Origin of the sequence: Vogesella alkaliphila (assembly GCF_014652475.1) — a bacterium.
GTDB classification, from domain to species: domain Bacteria; phylum Pseudomonadota; class Gammaproteobacteria; order Burkholderiales; family Chromobacteriaceae; genus Vogesella; species Vogesella alkaliphila.
Genome location: NZ_BMYW01000001.1, coordinates 147,503 through 165,814, shown reverse-complemented (window position 1 = coordinate 165,814; position 18,312 = coordinate 147,503). Strand labels below are relative to the sequence as shown.

Annotated in this window: 15 protein-coding genes and 6 tRNA genes; 4 read left to right on the top strand and 17 right to left on the bottom strand. The window is 66.9% G+C overall.

Translation table 11 applies throughout. From position 1 onward, the window contains the following. Positions 1-65: 65 nt before the first annotated feature. Positions 66-965 (top strand): DMT family transporter, encoded by a 900-nt coding sequence (locus IE100_RS00785; protein ID WP_189372155.1) that lies wholly within the window; start codon positions 66-68, stop codon positions 963-965. A gap of 55 nt (positions 966-1,020) precedes the next feature. Here the strand turns inward: IE100_RS00785 and IE100_RS00780 are convergent. From IE100_RS00780 to IE100_RS00730, 11 genes are all read right to left on the bottom strand, one after another. Then, a tRNA-Leu gene (locus IE100_RS00780) sits at positions 1,021-1,105 on the bottom strand. Positions 1,106-1,327: 222 nt separating this feature from the next. Further along, complete coding sequence (gene bcaP, locus IE100_RS00775; RefSeq protein WP_308426761.1) at positions 1,328-2,716, bottom strand: branched-chain amino acid transporter BcaP; 1,389 nt, start codon at positions 2,714-2,716, stop codon at positions 1,328-1,330. Positions 2,717-3,624: 908 nt separating this feature from the next. Continuing rightward, positions 3,625-4,269, bottom strand: coding sequence for a HugZ family pyridoxamine 5'-phosphate oxidase (locus tag IE100_RS00770; protein WP_189372153.1), 645 nt, complete (start codon positions 4,267-4,269; stop codon positions 3,625-3,627). 146 nt (positions 4,270-4,415) lie between these two features. After that, a tRNA-Cys gene (locus IE100_RS00765) sits at positions 4,416-4,489 on the bottom strand. A gap of 39 nt (positions 4,490-4,528) precedes the next feature. After that, positions 4,529-4,604: transfer RNA gene (locus IE100_RS00760), tRNA-Gly, on the bottom strand. A 30-nt stretch (positions 4,605-4,634) separates the two neighbouring features. Then, a tRNA-Gly gene (locus tag IE100_RS00755) sits at positions 4,635-4,710 on the bottom strand. A gap of 36 nt (positions 4,711-4,746) precedes the next feature. Then, positions 4,747-4,822, bottom strand: a tRNA-Gly gene (locus tag IE100_RS00750). Between the two features lie 36 nt (positions 4,823-4,858). After that, positions 4,859-4,934 (bottom strand) — tRNA-Gly (locus IE100_RS00745). A 78-nt stretch (positions 4,935-5,012) separates the two neighbouring features. Next, positions 5,013-5,594: a CDP-diacylglycerol--glycerol-3-phosphate 3-phosphatidyltransferase gene (gene pgsA / locus IE100_RS00740; protein ID WP_189372152.1), complete on the bottom strand. Its 582-nt coding sequence runs from the start codon at positions 5,592-5,594 to the stop codon at positions 5,013-5,015. Positions 5,595-5,611: 17 nt separating this feature from the next. Further along, positions 5,612-7,420: an excinuclease ABC subunit UvrC gene (gene uvrC, locus IE100_RS00735; RefSeq protein ID WP_189372151.1), complete on the bottom strand. Its 1,809-nt coding sequence runs from the start codon at positions 7,418-7,420 to the stop codon at positions 5,612-5,614. Next, complete coding sequence (locus IE100_RS00730; protein WP_189372150.1) at positions 7,410-7,832, bottom strand: DUF4124 domain-containing protein; 423 nt, start codon at positions 7,830-7,832, stop codon at positions 7,410-7,412. The genes uvrC and IE100_RS00730 overlap by 11 nt, the downstream gene beginning before the upstream one ends. A gap of 171 nt (positions 7,833-8,003) precedes the next feature. Here IE100_RS00730 and guaB point away from each other — a divergent pair, with 171 nt between their 5' ends. Next, the gene (gene guaB, locus IE100_RS00725) at positions 8,004-9,467 is read left to right on the top strand and encodes an IMP dehydrogenase (protein ID WP_189372149.1); all 1,464 of its coding nucleotides are present in this window, start codon (positions 8,004-8,006) and stop codon (positions 9,465-9,467) included. A 91-nt stretch (positions 9,468-9,558) separates the two neighbouring features. Here guaB and IE100_RS00720 read toward each other — a convergent pair whose 3' ends face one another. From IE100_RS00720 to IE100_RS00705, 4 genes are all read right to left on the bottom strand, one after another. Next, a complete protein-coding gene (locus IE100_RS00720; RefSeq protein WP_189372148.1) occupies positions 9,559-10,953 on the bottom strand; it encodes an EAL and HDOD domain-containing protein in 1,395 nt (464 codons plus the stop codon). Between the two features lie 62 nt (positions 10,954-11,015). Beyond that, complete coding sequence (gene aroC, locus IE100_RS00715) at positions 11,016-12,116, bottom strand: chorismate synthase (RefSeq protein ID WP_189372147.1); 1,101 nt, start codon at positions 12,114-12,116, stop codon at positions 11,016-11,018. 256 nt (positions 12,117-12,372) lie between these two features. Then, on the bottom strand, positions 12,373-13,002 hold the full coding sequence (locus IE100_RS00710; protein ID WP_189372146.1) for a 2OG-Fe(II) oxygenase: 630 nt from the start codon (positions 13,000-13,002) through the stop codon (positions 12,373-12,375). A 143-nt stretch (positions 13,003-13,145) separates the two neighbouring features. Then, positions 13,146-14,069 carry an alpha/beta hydrolase family protein gene (locus tag IE100_RS00705; RefSeq protein ID WP_189372145.1) on the bottom strand — a complete coding sequence of 308 codons (924 nt, stop codon included), beginning with the start codon at positions 14,067-14,069 and terminating at the stop codon, positions 13,146-13,148. Positions 14,070-14,263: 194 nt separating this feature from the next. Here IE100_RS00705 and IE100_RS00700 point away from each other — a divergent pair, with 194 nt between their 5' ends. After that, positions 14,264-15,508 carry a DEAD/DEAH box helicase gene (locus IE100_RS00700; RefSeq protein ID WP_189372144.1) on the top strand — a complete coding sequence of 415 codons (1,245 nt, stop codon included), beginning with the start codon at positions 14,264-14,266 and terminating at the stop codon, positions 15,506-15,508. 83 nt (positions 15,509-15,591) lie between these two features. Here the strand turns inward: IE100_RS00700 and rlmF are convergent, their stop codons facing one another. Continuing rightward, positions 15,592-16,548, bottom strand: coding sequence for a 23S rRNA (adenine(1618)-N(6))-methyltransferase RlmF (rlmF, locus tag IE100_RS00695; protein ID WP_189372143.1), 957 nt, complete (start codon positions 16,546-16,548; stop codon positions 15,592-15,594). Positions 16,549-16,910: 362 nt separating this feature from the next. On the opposite strand from rlmF, the gene IE100_RS00690 reads away from it, so the two are divergent. Beyond that, the gene (locus IE100_RS00690; RefSeq protein WP_189372142.1) at positions 16,911-17,354 is read left to right on the top strand and encodes a carboxypeptidase regulatory-like domain-containing protein; all 444 of its coding nucleotides are present in this window, start codon (positions 16,911-16,913) and stop codon (positions 17,352-17,354) included. An 18-nt stretch (positions 17,355-17,372) separates the two neighbouring features. On the opposite strand, the gene IE100_RS00685 is transcribed toward IE100_RS00690, so the two are convergent. Next, positions 17,373-18,305, bottom strand: coding sequence for a GlxA family transcriptional regulator (locus tag IE100_RS00685; protein ID WP_189372141.1), 933 nt, complete (start codon positions 18,303-18,305; stop codon positions 17,373-17,375). Positions 18,306-18,312 lie beyond the last annotated feature (7 nt).

The following is an 18,312-nucleotide window of genomic DNA, read 5'->3' as shown; positions in this document are numbered from 1 at the left end:
TTTTGCATTATAAGCAACAAAACAGACAGGCTTACACTGGCGCCATCTTCTGCAGGAGCGTTGCCATGGCCGTACTGTTTCCCCTGCTGGCGGTGCTGATCTGGGCCGCCAACACCGTTGTTTCCAAGGCTGCCGCCGGCGTGTTCGACCCGGCCGCCATTTCCTTCTACCGCTGGCTGGTCGCCGCCGTGGTGTTGACGCCGCTGCTGGCGCGCCCGCTGTGGCGCCGCCGCGCCGAGCTGCGCCCGCACCTGCCGCACCTGGCCGTGCTGGCGCTACTGGGCATGGTGATGTACCAGTGCCTGGCCTACTACGCCGCGCACAGCACCACCGCCACCAATATGGGCGTGATCTGCGCGCTGATCCCGCTGCTGGGGCTGCTGCTGAACGGCTTGGTGTTCCGCCAGCGCATCGCGCCGGCAGCCATGCTGGGCGTGGCGCTGTCGCTGGCCGGCGTGCTGTACCTGCTCGGCCACGGCCATCCGGCCAGCCTGCTGGCCGGCGGCATCAACCGTGGCGACGCGCTGATGCTGATCGGCTCAGCGTCGTACGCGCTGTACGGCATCCTCTACAAGCGCTGGGCGCCTCCGTTCGGGCAGTGGCTGAACCTGTACGGCCAGGTGCTGCTGGCGGTGGCGATGCTGAGCCCGCTGGCCGCCAGCGCCGACAGCCTGGCCATCCCCGCCGCCGGCATCCCGCTGGTGCTGTTCGCCGGCATCGCCTCCTCCATCCTCGCCGCCTACTTCTGGATGCGCGGCCTGCAGCAGCTGGGCAGCGAGCGCACCGCCATCTTCATGAACCTGTTGCCGCTGTTTACCGCGCTGATCGCCAGCCTGACGCTGGGCGAGACCATCCACGCCTACCACTGGCTGGGCGGCGGCCTGATCCTGCTCGGCGTCAGCCTGACCCAGGGCGCCCTCGCCCCGTTGTGGCGGCGCTGGCGGCCGGCGGCGCAATCGGCGTAAAGCCCGGACGACAAAAAACCCGCAACCTGATGGATGCGGGTTTTGTGCTGGTGGCTGGTGCCCCCGACCGGAATCGAACCGGTACAGCTTGCGCCGAGGGATTTTAAGTCCCTTGTGTCTACCAATTTCACCACAGGGGCACAGACAGGGCGCTGATTCTAGCGCATAAGCACTACTGGCGGCAATCTGCGGCCGGGCTTGCCCTGCGTGGCGGGGTGGCGATGACACCCAGTCCGATGGTGGACGGGCAAGGTGTCGCGGCGCCCCTCATGGCGGCCCCTGCCCCGCCACATCGCCACGCGCCACAAAAACCATACGGCCAACCTTGAATCCAAGGTTGGCCGCATGTGCTTACAGGCGGATCAGTGCGGCTTGTGCAGCAGCGAATTGCGCCGCGAATAGCCGAAGTACACGGCGAGGCCGATCAGCAGCCAGCCGACAAAGAACACCCAGGTCAGCGCCGACAGCTGCGTCATCAGGAACACGCAGAACAGGATGGCCAGCGCCGGCACATACGGCACCGCCGGGCAGTAGAACTTGCGCGGCAGGTCCGGCTCGCGCTTGCGCAGTACGATCACCGCCAGCGCGATCAGCGAGAACGCGGCCAGGGTGCCGATGTTGACCAGCTCCGCCAGCGTGTGCAGCGGCACAAAGCCGGCGATCAGCGCGATCACCGTGCCGATCAGCCACGTCGCCTTGTACGGGGTGCCGTATTTCGGGTTGATGTCGGAGAACACCTTCGGCAGCAGGCCGTCGCGCGACATTGCCAGCAGGATGCGGGTCTGGCCGTAGGTCATCACCAGGATCACCGTCATCATGCCGAGGATGGCGCCCAGGTCGACAAAACCGGCGAACCAGTCCAGCTTCGCCACCTGCAGCGCCAGCGACACCGGATGGTCGATGCCGGCAAACTGCGCGTACGGCACGATGCCGGTCATGATCGCGGACACGATCACGTACAGCAGCGAGCAGATCGCCAGCGACCAGATCACCCCGCGCGGGATATCGCGTGCCGGGTCCTTCACCTCTTCCGCCGCGCAGGTCACCGCATCGAAGCCGAGGAAGCTGAAGAACACGATGGCGGCACCGTGGAACACGCCGTCAAAACCGTACGGCAGCGCCGGCGACCAGTTCACCGGCTTCACGTGCCACATGCCGATGGCGATGAACAGCACCACCACCGCGACCTTGATCAGCACCACGATGTTGTTGACGCGCTTGGACTCCTTGATGCCGAACGCCAGCAGGCCGGTGATGATCATCGCGATGCAGAACGCCGGCAGGTTGAACAGCGTGTCCTTGCCCGGCACCGCGCCGGCGGCCGCGGTCAGCGCCTCGGGCAGGGTGACGCCGAAGCCGGCGAGCAGGCTCTGGAAGTAGCCGGACCAGCCCACCGACACCGCCGACGACGCCAGCAGGTATTCCAGCATCAGGTCCCAGCCGATGATCCACGCCACCAGCTCGCCCAGCGTGGCGTAGGCGTAGGTATAGGTCGAGCCGGAGATCGGCAGCATCGCTGCGAACTCCGCGTAGCACAGCGCGGCAAAACCGCAGGCCAGCGCGCCGATCACGAACGACAGCACCAGTCCCGGCCCGGCCACGGTGGCACCGGTGCCGGTCAGCACGAAAATCCCGGTGCCGATAATGGCACCGATCCCCAGCATGGTCAGGTCAAACGCCGACAGTTCCTTGCGCAGGCCTTGCGAGGTCTGCGCGAACGCCAGCATGCCCTGAACGCTTTTCTTGCGCATCAAGCCCATGTATTCCTTGTCCCTAATGTTGGCCGCAGCGGCTGCCTGTTGTTGTTCAAGGCGGCAATCCGGCAGGCGGCAGGTCGTCTGATTTGTCCAGGGTTTGCCAGCGGTGTGGTCGTTCGCCGCCGGGGGCGGACGCAGTACCGTGACAAACAAGGGGCGGGATGTTACCGCAAGCACCGGGGCCGGCAAATACGCCGATCGGCACCGGCCGTTACGCCCCTGGCCCGGCGCCGGCGCCGCCACTTCAGAAAACGCTGCCGATTGCTGATTTCTACAAACAATGTTGCCCAAGACGCGCAACGGCAGCCACAAACTCGACCATAAAATCCATTGGCATATTCGTGGCGGCCAGCATAAATTTGCATACAATCGATCAAAAACATTTGTTCTTTGACACAACGCCCCACCCACACGGCCCCATATCCGAGAAAACGACCGCGTTCCGGCTTGGCGTGCCATCCGGAAATAAGCGCTTGCACACCGCCGGATAAGCGCGGCCGAGCCTTGCCGGCAGCCGCACTGGCACCGGGAGCAGTGCAAGGTTGGCCGCAGCCTATCTGACGTGGCGGGACGTGACGTGGCGTGAATATCGAGGGGGCCGGCGTGCAGTGCGCGGCCGTTACCGGCTGGGCATGAAGGAACAGGAAGGGAGGTCCGGTCTCAGGATGGCGTCGCTCGCTGCCGGCGTGCAAGCGGCACCGGTCCTGCGACGACTTGACCCTCTGCCACCGCGCACCGGCGGCCATCCGCGACAGGCGAAGCGGACGGTACGGCAATGCCTGACCGGGGCCTGCCGCCGGGCCGGAGCAGGCGTGGCGACGCATCCGGGCACAGGGGGCAAAGCCGGACGCCGCGGCGGCGGCTTTGCGCAGCGTTTCAGCCAGTCGTTGGCGGGAATCCGTCTAAGCGGCCGCGGCCAGCCGTGCCTGCGCGGTCGCCAGCAAGCTGGCCTCGCTCGCCGGCGCGGCGAAGTCCAGCCGCTGCCGCACGCCGTCGCGCAGCACGTCCAGCCCGCAGACATCCAGTCCCAACAGCTGCAGTGCCGCCTCCGCCGGCTGCAGCGCCGCCATCAGCGCCTGTTCCTGTTCCGCCGCCAGTTGCGGCAACGCCGCCCAGTCGCTGGCGTCGACCCAGCCCATGCGGCCGAAGCCGCCGATAAAGCGCAGGCGCCTGGGCTGCAGGCAGAAGAAATGGAAATCGCCCAGCGCCAGGTAGTCGGCAAATGCCGGGCAATAGCGCAGCAGCCGCGCCAGGGTATCCGCGTCCGGCGCCATCGCCTGCAGATCGCCGACCAGCGTCATGCGCTCGCCTTGCAGCACGTCCGCCGTCCCCTGCTGCAGCAGCACGCTGACGCGGCCGTCGGCGCGCACATTGCGGCAGTGTTCGGCCAGCTCGCTCATCAGCAGCCACGGCCGGTGCGCCGCATCCGGCGCAAACGGCAACACGGTGACAAACGGGTAGCCCGGCAGCGCCTGCGCCTGCGTCGCCAGCGCCAGGGAGCTGCAGCGGTGCAGCAGGGAAAGACAATCGGTAACGGGGATGTTCATGGCAAGGGTTGGCCGCAACAGGGAGATGCTCCCAGCTTAGGCAACATCGCCGGGGACGGCAATCGGCGCCGGCGGGCCGCCGTATCGCGGCAGGCAAGACAGAAAAAACAAAACCCCCAGCAAACGAGGTTTGCTGGGGGTCTGTCTGGAGGCGCGATCCAGAGTCGAACTGGACTGACCGGATTTGCAATCCGGGGCATAACCGCTTTGCTATCGCGCCGTAAGCGTTTGATGCTCGCCATGGCGAATCATCTGAATCTGGAGCGGGAAACGAGGCTCGAACTCGCGACCTCAACCTTGGCAAGGTTGCGCTCTACCAACTGAGCTATTCCCGCAGGGGGTACTGCCTGATGCCGTAAATTGTATGGAGCGGGAAACGAGGCTCGAACTCGCGACCTCAACCTTGGCAAGGTTGCGCTCTACCAACTGAGCTATTCCCGCGTCGCATGGTGCTGCTGTACTACTGGTAAAACCGTATGGAGCGGGAAACGAGGCTCGAACTCGCGACCTCAACCTTGGCAAGGTTGCGCTCTACCAACTGAGCTATTCCCGCGTCGCATGATACTGCTGTACATCTGTAAAACCGGTGTGGAGCGGGAAACGAGGCTCGAACTCGCGACCTCAACCTTGGCAAGGTTGCGCTCTACCAACTGAGCTATTCCCGCATCACTTCTCGTCGTCGCTGTGTTACTGCGTTGTCGAGAGCTGCGAATTATAATGACCAAAAAATTATTGTCAACCTTTTACAACTCGATTTTTTTGCCGGAAAACTGCCTGGCGGCCATCTTCAGGTAGTAAACCATTGACCACAAAGTCAAAATGATCGCGATGACCATGAAAAAATTTCCGAGCATCAGGGTGTCGATCGCCGGCAAAACCGGGCCGGCGTACAACAGCAGCAGGATGGCGACCATCTGCGCCGCCGTTTTCAGCTTGCCGATATAGGCCACCGCCACGCTGCCGCGGCTGCCCTGTGCCGCCATCCACTCGCGCAATGCCGAAATCGTGATCTCGCGGCCGATGATGATCATCGCCATCCAGCCCTCGGTGCGCCCCAGCTCCACCAGCAGGATCAGCGCCGCCGCCACGATCAGCTTGTCGGCCACCGGGTCCAGGAAGGCGCCGAAGGCCGAGGTCTGCCCCAGGCGGCGTGCCAGGTAGCCGTCCAGCCAGTCGGTGGCGGCGGCCAGCGCAAAGATCAGGGCGCCGAGGGTATTGCGATGGTGGGACAGCAGCACGCTGTCGGGGAGGAAGAACACGGCCACGCACACCGGGATCAGGGCGACGCGCAGCCAGGTCAGGAAAATCGGCAGGTTGAAGGGCATTATCCGGTTGTCTTTATTCAGTGCAGGGCTTGGTAAATTTTTTCTGCCAGCGCGCGGCTGATGCCGTCCACTTGCGCCAGATCGTCGATGCTTGCCGCCACCACGCCACGCAGGCCGCCGAAGCGGGTCAGCAGCCGCTGGCGCCGCGTCGGGCCGACGCCGGCGATGTCCTCCAGCGTCGAACTGGTGCGCGCCTTGGCGCGGCGCGCGCGGTGGCCGGTGATGGCGAAGCGGTGCGCCTCGTCGCGCACGGTCTGGATCAGGTGCAGCGCGGCGTGATCGCGCGGCAATTGTAGCGTCTTTTGCAAATGGGGAACGATCAACGTTTCCAGCCCCGGCTTGCGGCTTTCGCCCTTGGCGACGCCGACGATGGGCACGTCGACGCCGACCTCGGCCAGCACCTCCAGCGCGACGCCGACCTGGCCCTTGCCGCCGTCGATCAGCAGCACGTCGGGCAGCTTGCCCTCGCCGGCCGCCAGCTTGCTGTAGCGGCGGGTCAGCGCCTCGCGCATGGCGCCGTAGTCGTCTCCGGCGGCGGCGGTCTCGATATTGAAGCGGCGGTACTCCGACGGCTGCATGCCGCCACGGTCGTACACCACGCAGGAGGCCACAGTGGCCTCGCCCATGGTGTGGCTGATGTCGAAGCACTCCAGCCGCGCCACCTCCTCCACTTCCATCAGCTCGGCCAGCGCCGCCAGGCGGGCGTTCTGGCTGGCGGCGCTGGCCAGCCGCTGGCCGATCGCCAGCTGCGCGTTCTTCTCCGCCATCTCCAGCCACACGCGGCGCTCGCCGATCGGGTTGCCGATGAACTGCAGCCGCTTCTGCGCCTGCTCGATCAAGAGCTGCTGTAGCTCCGGCGCCACCGTTTCGTTGTGGATGATGGCCGCCGGCAGCGGCGCACCGAGGTAGTGCTGGGCGAGGAAGGCCTCAAGGTTGGCCGCAAGGCTGTCGGCGGCGTTGAGCGGGAACAGGCTCTTGTCGCCCAAGTGACGGCCGCCGCGGATCATCACCAGATTGACGCACACCACGCCGCCGGCGCTGGCGATGGCGATCACGTCGGCGTCGAGCTGGCTGGTATTGCTGGAGATGAACTGCTTTTCCTGCACCCGCGCCAGCGCCTGGATCTGGTCGCGCAATTCGGCGGCCTGCTCGAAGTGCATCGCCTCCGATGCGGCCAACATGCGCGCGGTGAGCAGGTCGATCAGCTCGTTGTGCTTGCCCTGCAGGAAGGTGACCGCGCTCTGCACGTCGGCGCGGTAGGCTTCGCTGCTGATCTCGCCGGTACAGGGCGCCGAGCAGCGCTTGATCTGGAACAGCAGGCAGGGGCGCGAGCGGTTGGCGAACACGCTGTCCTCGCAGGTGCGCAGGCGGAACACCTTCTGCAGCACCTGGATGCTCTCGCGCACCGCGTAGCCGTTGGGATAGGGGCCGAAGTACTGGTGCGGCTTTTTCGGCTCGCCGCGGAAATAGGCCAGCTGCGGAAAGGCGTGCCCGGACACCATCAGGTAGGGGTAGGACTTGTCGTCGCGGAACAGGATGTTGTATTTGGGAGTCAGCGCCTTGATCAGGTTGTTTTCCAGGATCAGCGCTTCCGCCTCGCTGCGCACCACGGTGGTGTCGATGGCTGCGATCTGGCGCACCATCAGCTGGATGCGCGGGCTGTGGTCGCTCTTCTGGAAGTAGGAGCTGACGCGTTTCTTCAGATCGATGGCCTTGCCGACGTACAGCACGTTGCCGTCGGCGTCGAGCATGCGGTACACCCCCGGCAGGCTGGGCAGGTTGGCCAGAAAGGCCTTGGCGTCGAAGGCCGGCGGTTTAGTTGCCACACCAGGTCCTGACGTGATCGCGCGCGGCGGCGATGGCGGCGCCCAGCGTCGCCTCCGACTGCGGCGCGGCCTTGGTGGTCGCCTTGGGCTGGTTCAGGCTTTCCAGCCTGGCCAGATGGGTACGCGCGGTGCTGCAGTTTTCCTGCTTGATCTTGCGGTTGTGCTCGTCGATGCGCTCGTTGAGCTGCTTCACCTGCTGCGGGATATCGCCATTGACCGCCGGCGCCGAGGCCGGGCTGGCCGCTGCGGCCGGCAGCGGGTTCAGCTTCACGGTTTCCGACTTCCGCCCCTGCGGTGGCGGCCGGTCGGAAAACACGGTGCGGCCGTTGCCGTCCACCCAGCGATAGACCTGCGCCTGCGCCGCCGTCGCCAGCAGCAGCACCCCCAGAAACACCCCGTAAACAGCCTTCATCGCCTCTCGCCTTCCGCCTTGCCGTGAACCACCATTCTAGCGTGCCCCCGCCAAGGCAGACAGCCTTGTTGCGACCGTACGCGCCACCGGCAAGCACGCGATTCGCCACAGCCTTTTGCACTGCGTGCGCGGGATCGGTATAATGCGTTTTTGCCGCAAAAGGAAAGCAAGATGCGCATCATCGAGAAGGCCTACACTTTCGACGACGTTCTCCTCGTGCCGGCCCACTCCGCCGTTCTGCCACGTGACGTTGCCCTGTCCACCCGCCTCACCCGTAACATCAGCCTGAATCTGCCCCTGGTCTCCGCTGCAATGGATACCGTCACCGAATCGCGTCTGGCGATTGCGATGGCCCAGGAAGGCGGCATCGGCATCATTCACAAGAACATGACCGCCGAGCAGCAAGCGCTGGAAGTGTCCAAGGTGAAGCGTTACGAAAGCGGCGTGGTCAAGGACCCGATCACCATCGCCCCGGACATGCTGGTACGCGACCTGGTGTTGCTGACCCGTCAGCACAAGATCTCCGGTCTGCCCGTGGTACAGGACGGCAAGGTAGTGGGTATCGTCACCAACCGTGACCTGCGTTTCGAGACCCGTCTCGACCAGCCGGTGGCCTCCATCATGACCCCGCGCGAGCGTCTGGTGACGGTGAAGGAAGGCGGCAGCATCGATGAAGCGCGCGAGCTGATGCACAAGCATCGCCTGGAACGCGTACTGGTGATCAACGACGCCTTCGAGCTGAAAGGCCTGATCACCGTCAAGGACATCGTCAAGACCAGCGAACACCCGAACGCCAACAAGGACAACCAGGGTCGCCTGCGCGTCGGCGCGGCGGTCGGCACCGGTGGCGACACCGCCGACCGCGTGGCCGCACTGGTAGCCGCCGGCGTGGACGTGATCGTGGTCGATACCGCCCACGGCCACAGCCAGGGCGTACTGGACCGCGTGAAGTGGGTGAAGGACACCTTCCCGCAGGTGGACGTGATCGGTGGCAACATCGCCACCGCCGACGCCGCCCGCGCGCTGGTGGCTGCCGGCGCCGACGGCGTGAAAGTGGGCATCGGCCCCGGCTCGATCTGCACCACCCGTATCGTGGCCGGTGTCGGCGTACCGCAGCTGACCGCCATCCACAACGTGTCCGAGGCGCTGAAAGGCACCGGCGTGCCGATGATCGCTGACGGCGGCATCCGCTTCTCCGGTGACATCTCCAAGGCGCTGGCCGCCGGCGGCAACGCCGTGATGCTGGGCGGCATGTTCGCCGGCACAGAAGAGGCGCCGGGCGAAGTCGAGCTGTACCAGGGCCGTTCCTACAAGTCCTACCGTGGCATGGGCAGCCTGGGCGCGATGAGCCAGGGCTCCGCCGACCGCTACTTCCAGGACGGCAACGCCAACGCCGACAAGTTCGTACCGGAAGGCATCGAAGGCCGCGTACCGTACAAGGGCCCGATCGCCCAGGTGATCCACCAGCTGGTGGGTGGTCTGCGTTCCTCGATGGGCTACCTGGGTTGCAAGACCATCGACGACATGCACGAAAAAGCCGGCTTCGTGGAGATCACCTCCGCCGGCATGCGCGAATCGCACGTGCACGACGTACAGATCACCAAGGAAGCACCGAACTACAACGTCGGCGGCTAATAAGCCCCCAACGTTGGCCGCAAAAAACCCCCTGTTGCGAAACAGGGGGTTTTTCGTTGGCCGCCAGACGATGACGGCAACGGCGGCGCGATTACTCCGACTGCTGCAGGATTTCCTGCGCCCACACCATGGCGTCGATGTGCGCCTTGTTGACGTCGGCCGGCGCCAGCTTCAGCAGCTCGGCCAGCGCCACGATACGGTCGGCGTTGTCCTGCTCCGCGGAAATGGCCAGTGCCAGATACGGCGCGAACATGCCGCGCTGGTTGAGCAATGCATCGGCCACCGTCGGCGGCAGGTCCAGCGGCGACAGCGCGCTGGCCATCTCCACGTGCATCAGCGCGTCCAGCAGCGAGAACATGCCGGTCAGGAACAGGTGCTCGCACTCCAGGCGGTTGTTGCCGCCCAGCTTGCCCAGTGTCTCCATGAAACGGGCGCGGAACAGCGAGCGCTCCAGCAGCGCCACCGAGCGGCCGTCGTCCTTGCGCGAGGTGAACAGCAGCAGTGTCAGCCACTTGAACAGCGATTCGCGCCCCAGCAGCAGCAGCGACTCCTCGATCGACATCACCTTGCGCGACAGGCCGTTGGCCGGCGAGTTGATGAAGCGCAGCAGCTTGAACAGCAGCACCGAATCCAGCTTGAACTGGGCGTCGATCTCCTGCGTTTCCGCCCCGGCGCGCAGCAGACGCATGATTTCCAGCACCCGCATCTGGCTGGCGTCGGCCTTGCCGGCGGACTGCGAGCGCACCGCGGTCAGGAAGGCGCCCTGGAACAGCACGAAGCGCTTGGCGGCGCCCGGCGTCTTGACGCAGACATCGAAATCCTCGCTGGAGCCGATATTGCGCGCATACCAGCGCGCGGCGGGATAACGCGCCAGCATCTGGTCCATGAACGGCGCCAGCACCTCGTCGGCAGCACCGCTGAAGTCGAGGATCAGCAGGTCGATGCGGGAGAACAGCTCGTCCTGCAGCGCCTCCGGCAGCACGCGGCGGTCGAACAGCGACGGCTCCAGCGCGAAGCGGCGGCCCTGCGCGCGGTGCTGGTCGATCAGCGCGATGGTGGTGTGGCTGACCGGGTCGTCGATCGCCGGGTTGAGCACGAAATAGACACGGTCGCTGGGGAAGGCCTCCAGCGACGCGTCCTGCAGCGACAGCGTCGACACGTGCACCAGCGCGCGGCGCGAATTGAGCAGCCGGAACACGTCCATGTTGACCAGGGTGCTGATCATCAGGCGGTCGAACTGCAGCCACTGGCCGGCCGACGATTCGCGGCGCTTGACGGTATCGCGCACCATGAACTCGTAGCCCACCACCCGCTGCTGCAGGTCGTGCAGCGGCTGGTGGGTGACAAAGCCCAGCGTGTGCGGCAACGCGAGATTGTCGCCGCTCTCGGCGGCCGGCGCGCTGGCGGCGGTTTTCACCTCGCGGCTTTCCTTGACCTCTTGCGCTTGCCCCTTGCCGGTCAAGCTGCCAAACAGACTTTTGAACATGGCAAACCCTATTGTGTGCGAACGACGGGCAGCCTGACGCTGCCTCTTGGATGGATTATCGCTTAACCGATGCGGCCCGGAATGCGCGGGGTATCGACATGCACATCGCCGCACTGCGCGCGATGGCGCAATGCGTGGTCGATCAGCACCAGCGCCAGCATCGCCTCGGCGATCGGCGTGGCGCGGATGCCGACGCAGGGATCGTGGCGGCCGTGGGTCTCGACCATGATCGCCTCGCCGGCCTTGTTGATGGAGCGGCGTGGCTGCGCGATCGACGACGTCGGCTTGATGGCGATGGACACGTCGATCTGCTGGCCGGTGGAGATGCCGCCGAGGATGCCGCCGGCGTGGTTGCTGGCAAAGCCTTCCGGCGTCAGCTCGTCGCCGTGCTCGCTGCCGCGCTGGGTGACGCAACCGAAGCCGGCGCCGATCTCCACGCCCTTCACCGCGTTGATGTTCATCATCGCGTAGGCGATGTCGGCGTCCAGGCGGTCGTACACCGGCTCGCCCCAGCCCACCGGCACGTTGTCGGCCACCACGCGCAGGCGCGCGCCGACCGAATCCAGGCTCTTGCGGATGCTGTCCATGTACGCTTCCAGCTCGTCCACCTTGCTGGCGTCGGCGGCGAAGAACGGGTTGTTGCCGACCTCGTCCCAGCTGCGGAACGGGATGGCGATGTCGCCGATCTGCGTCATGTGGCCGCGGATCACGATGCCGTACTGTTCATGCAGCCATTTCTTGGCGATGGCGCCGGCGGCGACGCGTACCGCGGTCTCGCGCGCCGAGGAACGGCCGCCGCCGCGCGGGTCGCGGATGCCGTACTTGTGCCAGTAGGTGTAGTCGGCGTGGCCGGGGCGGAAGGTGTCGGCGATATTGCCGTAGTCCTTGCTGCGCTGGTCGGTGTTGCGGATCAAGAGCGCGATCGGCGTGCCGGTGGTCTTGCCCTCGTACACCCCGGACAGGATCTCGACGGTGTCCGGCTCGCGGCGCTGGGTCACGTGGCGGCTGGTGCCGGGCTTGCGGCGGTCCAGCTCGGCCTGGATGTCGGCTTCGGACAGGGCCATGCCCGGAGGGCAGCCGTCAACGATGCAGCCGATTCCCGGCCCGTGGCTTTCGCCGAATGAAGTAACAGTAAACAGCAGGCCCATGCTATTGCCAGACATCGCTTTATCCCTTGCTTATTTTTTGGTGATCGCCGCTGATTCTAGCACGGACCGGCAACGCTGCCGGCGCTCGCACAGCGTCACAATTCACCAAACGGCACCGCCGGCGGGCCGCGCCGCCGCGCACGCGCCCCCCGCTAAAACAGCGTCATCGGCGCACCCGCTGCCCGGCTGTGCCGGCCGATGGCATGGCGGTCAACGTTGGCCGCAAAAAAAAAGCGCCCCGCAGGGCGCCGTGCTGGTAGCGAAGCGGAGCTCACCACGGCATGTTGCCGCCGCGGCGGCGGTACCAGCCGGTGACCGACAGCCGCTGCTGCCGCGCCGGCAGCACCTCGTGCCAGAAGCGATCGGACAGGAACAGCACCAGCGTGCCGGCCTCCGGCTCGACGTCGACGAACTCGCGGCAGTCGGCGTCCAGGTACAGGCGGATCTGCCCGCCGGCGTCCTGCGGCCAACCTTCGTTCAGATAGAACACCGTGGTCAGCGTTCGCGCGTCGTCGTCCTGGAAACGGTCGAGGTGCTTCTTGTAGAACGCGCCTTCCGGGTACACCGCGAAGTGCGACTCCAGCTCGGCGAGGCCGAGGTAGAGGCCGCGATTGACCGCCTGCATGATCTCGTCCATCGCCGCGTTGTAGGCCTGCACCGCCGGCAGCGCCGCCACCTGGTCCAGCCACAGCACCGAATCGGAACGGATCTCGGCACGGCGCGCCTGGCCGTCGGCGCGGCCGGTGGCGGCCTCGTGGAACAGGCCCTGCTGCCACACGTCGAGGCAGGCGGTGCGCAGGTTGACGGTGAGGACGGCGGGCAGCGCGTGGGGGATCACCACCCAGCCTTCGCGGGCTAAGGTATCGATGACGTGGTCGAGGTCGAATTGCAGTCGGGACATGGCCGGGAACGGTCGCAAGGATGAACACAGCCCGCTTTCTACCACAGCCGGCCGCCGGCGGCGAATGCGCCAGGTCAAGCCCGGCGCCGATTCCCGCCTGGCATCGGCGCCGGCGTGCGGCCAACCCTGGCCGCGATACCCGTTCAGTAGTTTTCCTGCACCATCCAGTGGCGACCGGCCAGCCACTCCAGTACCAGAGGGAAATGGTCGCGCACCGCGTCCGGGTGGGTCAGCAGGCTGACGTGGTCGTAGTCGTGGCGATGGCCGGCGTGGCGCGCCAAGAGCCGCAGCCGCGACAGGTGGGCGCCGCTTTCGTCGCGAAAACGCTTCACGTCGGCCGGGTGGCCGCGGCAGGGATCGTTCTGCGCGGCGAAGTACAGCGCCGGCGGCAGTTGCTGCGTCTGCGCCGCCTGGCGGTAGTCGAAGCGGTCGTCGCTGTCCACCCACGGCCGATTCTGTGCCCAGAGCTTGCTCTGGCGGTGGCTCTTGTCGGTCTCGTCGTCGGCGCCGAGGCCGAGGCGGCGCGCCGGCAGGTAGCCGACGCTGCGGCACAGCACGCGGCCGACGACGTTCCACAGCAGGTCCACCTCCAGCGTCTTGCGCCAGTTACGCACGTGCACGCTGCGCTTGCTGCCGAAGTAGACCAGGCTGGCCACCTGCGCGATCAGCTGCGGCTGGCGCAGCAGGCAGCTGCTCATGTGCACGCCGCCCCAGGAGTGCGCCATCCAGTGCACCGCCACCTCGCCCTTCAAGCGGCGGATCGCCGCCTGCAGCGCCGGCAGGTCTTCGCTGATGGTTTCGGTCTGGCCGTGACGCGCGCCGCGACCGATGCGCGGCGTGCTGCGGCCGCGGCCGCGCAGGTCGGCGACGAACACGTCGTAGCCGTGGCGCGCCAGGTAGTGCGCCAGCCCCTTGCCCTTGTCGGAATAGAAGATGCGGCCGTTGGCCATCACCCCGTGCAGCAGCAGCACCGGCGCGCCGTCCTTTTCCGGATGGCGGATGCGCTTCAGGTACAGCGTGTCGGTGGCGGTGACCGGCACCCACAGATCGTGTTCGCGGTTTTTCATGAGTCCTCGTGTGTCGCGGATGCCGGTCTGCGCCGACATTAAAACAAGCGCTTGAATCATCCGAGGGAATGACGCCTGCGTCAATCCGCCGCCGGCGCCACCGGCGCACACCGCCCCGGCGTGCAGCGACGTAGTAGCAAACGCGCAAAAGCCGTAGACTGCCGCCTTCACGAATTCACGCCCCGCGCCCGCCCATGCCCTTTTCCACCCTCGGCCTTGACCCGGCGCTGCTGCACGCGCTGGACGAACAGGGCTTCCACACCGCCACCGCCATCCAGCGCGAGGCGATCCCGGCGATCCTGCACGGCCGCGACCTGCTGGCCACCGCCCGCACCGGCTCCGGCAAGACCGCCGCCTACTGCCTGCCGCTGCTGCAGCGCTGGCAGCACGGCCGCCATGACGGCAAGCAGCCGACGCTGCTGGTGCTGCTGCCGACGCGCGAGCTGGCGCAACAGGTCGGCAGCGTGCTGCAACAGCTGGCCCGCCACCTGCCGCCGCCGAAGATCGTCACCGTCTACGGCGGGGTGTCGCTCAATCCGCAGCTTATGGCGCTGCGCGGCGGCGCCGACATCGTCGTTGCCACCCCGGGTCGGCTGCTGGAGCTGCTGGCCAACAACGCGCTGCGCCTGGACCGGGTGCGCACCCTGGTGCTGGACGAGGCCGACCGCCTGCTGGAACAGGGCTTTGCCGACGAGCTGGAACAGCTGCTGGCCGCGCTGCCGGCACAGCGCCAGACGCTGCTGTTCTCCGCCACCTTTGCGGCCAACGTGCAGCAGCTGGCAACAAGGCTGCTCACTGACCCGCAGCGTATCCACATCGCGGAACAGGCGCCGGACATCCGCCAGCGCGCGATCGAGGTCGACAATCGCCAGCGCACCGCGCTGCTGTGCCGGCTGATCGCCGAGCAGGAAGGCGCGCGGATGCTGGTCTTCGTCGCCAGCAAGCAGGGCGCCAGCGAACTGGCGCAGACGCTGCAGCGCGAGGGCATCCGCGCCGCCGCGCTGTTCGGCGAGCTGGCGCAAGGCCGCCGCGAACGGGTGCTGGAGAACCTGAAGGACGGCACGCTGCAGGTGATCGTCGCCACCGACCTCGCCGCGCGCGGCATCGACATCCCGGCGCTGCCGGTGGTGATCAACTACGACCTGCCGCGCTCGCCGCAGGACTACACCCACCGCATCGGCCGCACCGGCCGCGCCGGCGAGAGCGGCCTCGCCATCAGCCTGATCGACGCCGACAGCCGCGCCCACTTCCGCCTGATCGAGAAGCGGCTGCAGCTGAAACTGCCGCGCGAGCAGCTGGCCGGCTTCATCCCCACCGACCAGCCGTCGCCAAGGTTGGCCGCAGCCGACGACAACGGCGGCATCAAGGGCAAGCGCCCGAGCAAGAAGGACAAGCTGCGCGCCGCCGCCGCCGCGCAACAGGCCGCCAGGCCGGACTGAGCCGCGCTGACCGCAGGCAAGAAAAAACCCCGCCCGGTTCTTACCGGCGGGGTTTTTGATGTCTAGCTGACCGCGGCCAGGCCTCAGCCCTGCCAGCGCTCCTCGCGCCACTCGGCCATCGCCGCGTTGTCGAGGAAGGTCCACGCCACGAAACGGCTGATCTTCTGCCCCTGCGCCATGTTGACGGTCTTGACCTGTTTCGCGCCCAGCTTGCGCAGCTGGCGGTACAGCTCGTGCAGGTGCGCCTCGCGCGACACCAGCGAGGTGAACCAGCAGCACTGCTCGGCAAACTCGCGGCTCTCCTGCGCCATGGTGCGCAGGAAGGCGACCTCGCCGCCGTCGCACCACAGCTCGGCGTGCTGGCCGCCGAAGTTCAGCACCGGCTTGTCCGGCACCTCGCCGGTGAGGTTGGTCACCTTGCGCCGTGACACCGCCTCCGCCTCTTCTGCCGAGGCATGGAACGGCGGGTTGCACAGCGTGACGTCGAAACGGTCCTTGCGCTGGATGACGCCGGCAAACACCTTGGCCGCGTCGGCCTGCAATCGCAGCGTCAGCGCGCCGGACAGCACCGGGTTGAAATCGGCAATTGCCTTCGCTGCCTTCAGCGACACCGGGTCGATGTCGCTGCCGACAAAGCGCCAGCCGTACACGCTGCGGCCGATGATCGGGTACACGCAGTTGGCACCGACGCCGACGTCGAGCACGTTGACGCGCGGCGGCACCGTGCCGCCGTTGCAGGCGGCGAGCAGGTCGGCGAGATGGTGGATATAGTCGGCGCGCCCCGGAATCGGCGGGCACAGGTAGCCCGGCGGCAGATCCCAGAAGCCGATGCCGTAGTAGTGCGCCAGCAGCGCGCGGTTCAGCGCCTTGACCGCCGCCGGATCGGCGAAGTCGACGCTGTCGTCGCCGTAGTCGTTCTGGCGCACGAAGGCGGCCAGCTCCGGCAGGCTGGCGATCAGCGCCGGGAAGTCGTAGCGCTGGCGATGCGCGTTGCGCGGGTGCAGACCGGCTTTGCCGGTTGGTTTGGGTGTGGCTATCATGAGGTATACCGCAAAAACAATGGCCGGATTGTACGGGGTTCTCGTGCCGGCTGCAGGATTGCCGGCACCACACCAGCGTCAAGCGCGACAGCTTGACGACCATTGCGGCCAACCTTGGCCGCCAGCAAGGGGCGGATGCAGCCCGGCGCCGCAAAGCATGGGCGCCACCGCACCGACAAGACACCCCCGCGTGTCACATTCTCGTACTCAAGCGTGTATCCGGACGTGCCCCTTTCCGGGGCGGCGCCATGGCCGCACGCCGCCACCGCTAGCGGCCTGCGCACGCAGGCAAACGACCTGGCTACGCCAGCGCCGTGCGACGGCGACAAGAGCGGGCACCCCTCCCGCAAGGAGTCTTGATCATGAACACCATCCATACACGGAAATATTCGGGCCTGATGCTGGGCTTGCTGCTCGGGCTGTCCCCCTTGGCACTACACGCAGAAGACGCCATGCCGGCCACGCTGCAGGCTGCCAACCTGCAAATTCAGCAACAGAACGGCATCGCCTACCTCAACGGCGGCGTCGGCCAGGACGAGTCGCAGGCCATCAAGCAAAGTGCCGGCTACAGCCTGCACATGACCTTTTCCGAAGGTGCCGGCCAGTATGTGGTCGGCGTCGATGTCGATATCCGCAGCAGCAAGGGACAGCCGGTGCTGTCGCTGCAACAGGTCGGGCCACTGCTGTATGCCGACCTGCCGGCCGGCAGCTACCGGGTCGAGGCCAGCTATATGGGCATGCGCCAGCAGCGCAACGTGCAGCTGGGCCGGCACGGCTCGCGCAGCCTGAACTTCAATTGGCGCTAGCGCAAGCCGGCCCGGCGCTCAGGCCAGCTGGCCGGGATTGACGCTCTCGAACTTGTGCCACACCCGCCGCATGTCGCGCGCCGAGGCGAAGCCGGCGCCTTCGGCGGCGCGCTCCACCGCCACGCCCTGCTGCAACAGCTGGCGCACCACCGCCACCCGCAGCCGCTGCTGGTATTCGACGATGCCGACGCCGGCCTGCTCGCGGAACAGCCGCGTCAGGTGGCGCGGGCTGAGGTGGACGCGCTCGGCCAGCGCCTCCACCGGCCAGCGCTGCGCCGGATCGCGCGCGATCAGGTCCTGCGCGCGGTGCACCGCCGGGTGCAGGTGGTTGCGGAACGCCAGCCACGGCGACAGCTGCGGATCGTCGCCGGCGCGGCGGCTGTACAGCACCATGCGTCGCGCCACGCGCGCAGCCACGTCCGGCCCGGCGTGGCGCTCGATCAGCGCCAGCGCCAGATCCATGCCGGTGGTGATGCCGGCCGAGGTGGCGATGTGGCCGTCCTCGACGAACACGCGGTTGTCCAGCACCCGCGCCCTCGGCGCCAGCGCCGCCAGCTTGGCGGTGATGCTGTGGTGGGTGGTGCAGGCGCGGCCGTTGAGCAGCCCGGCCATGCCGGCCAGCAGCGCGCCGGAACACACCGTCGCCAGGCTCACCTCGGGCGTGATGTGCCGCTGCAGCCAGGCGATCAGCCGCTGCGCCGCCGGCGTGGCGTAGTCGGCGTCCTCGTCCACCGTGCCGCACAGGATCACCAGGCTGCCGTCGGCCAGCGCCGCCGGCAGCGGGTCGATGCGCGACGTCAGCCCCAGCGAGCTGACGCACTCGGCTTGCGGCCCGGCGACGTGCAGGCGGAACGGCGCGCCCTCGTCGATGGCCATGCGCAGCGCCTCGGCCGGGCCGACGAAATCCAGCGCCAGATAGCGCGGGGTGAGCAGGAAGTACACGTCCTTCATGCGGCCA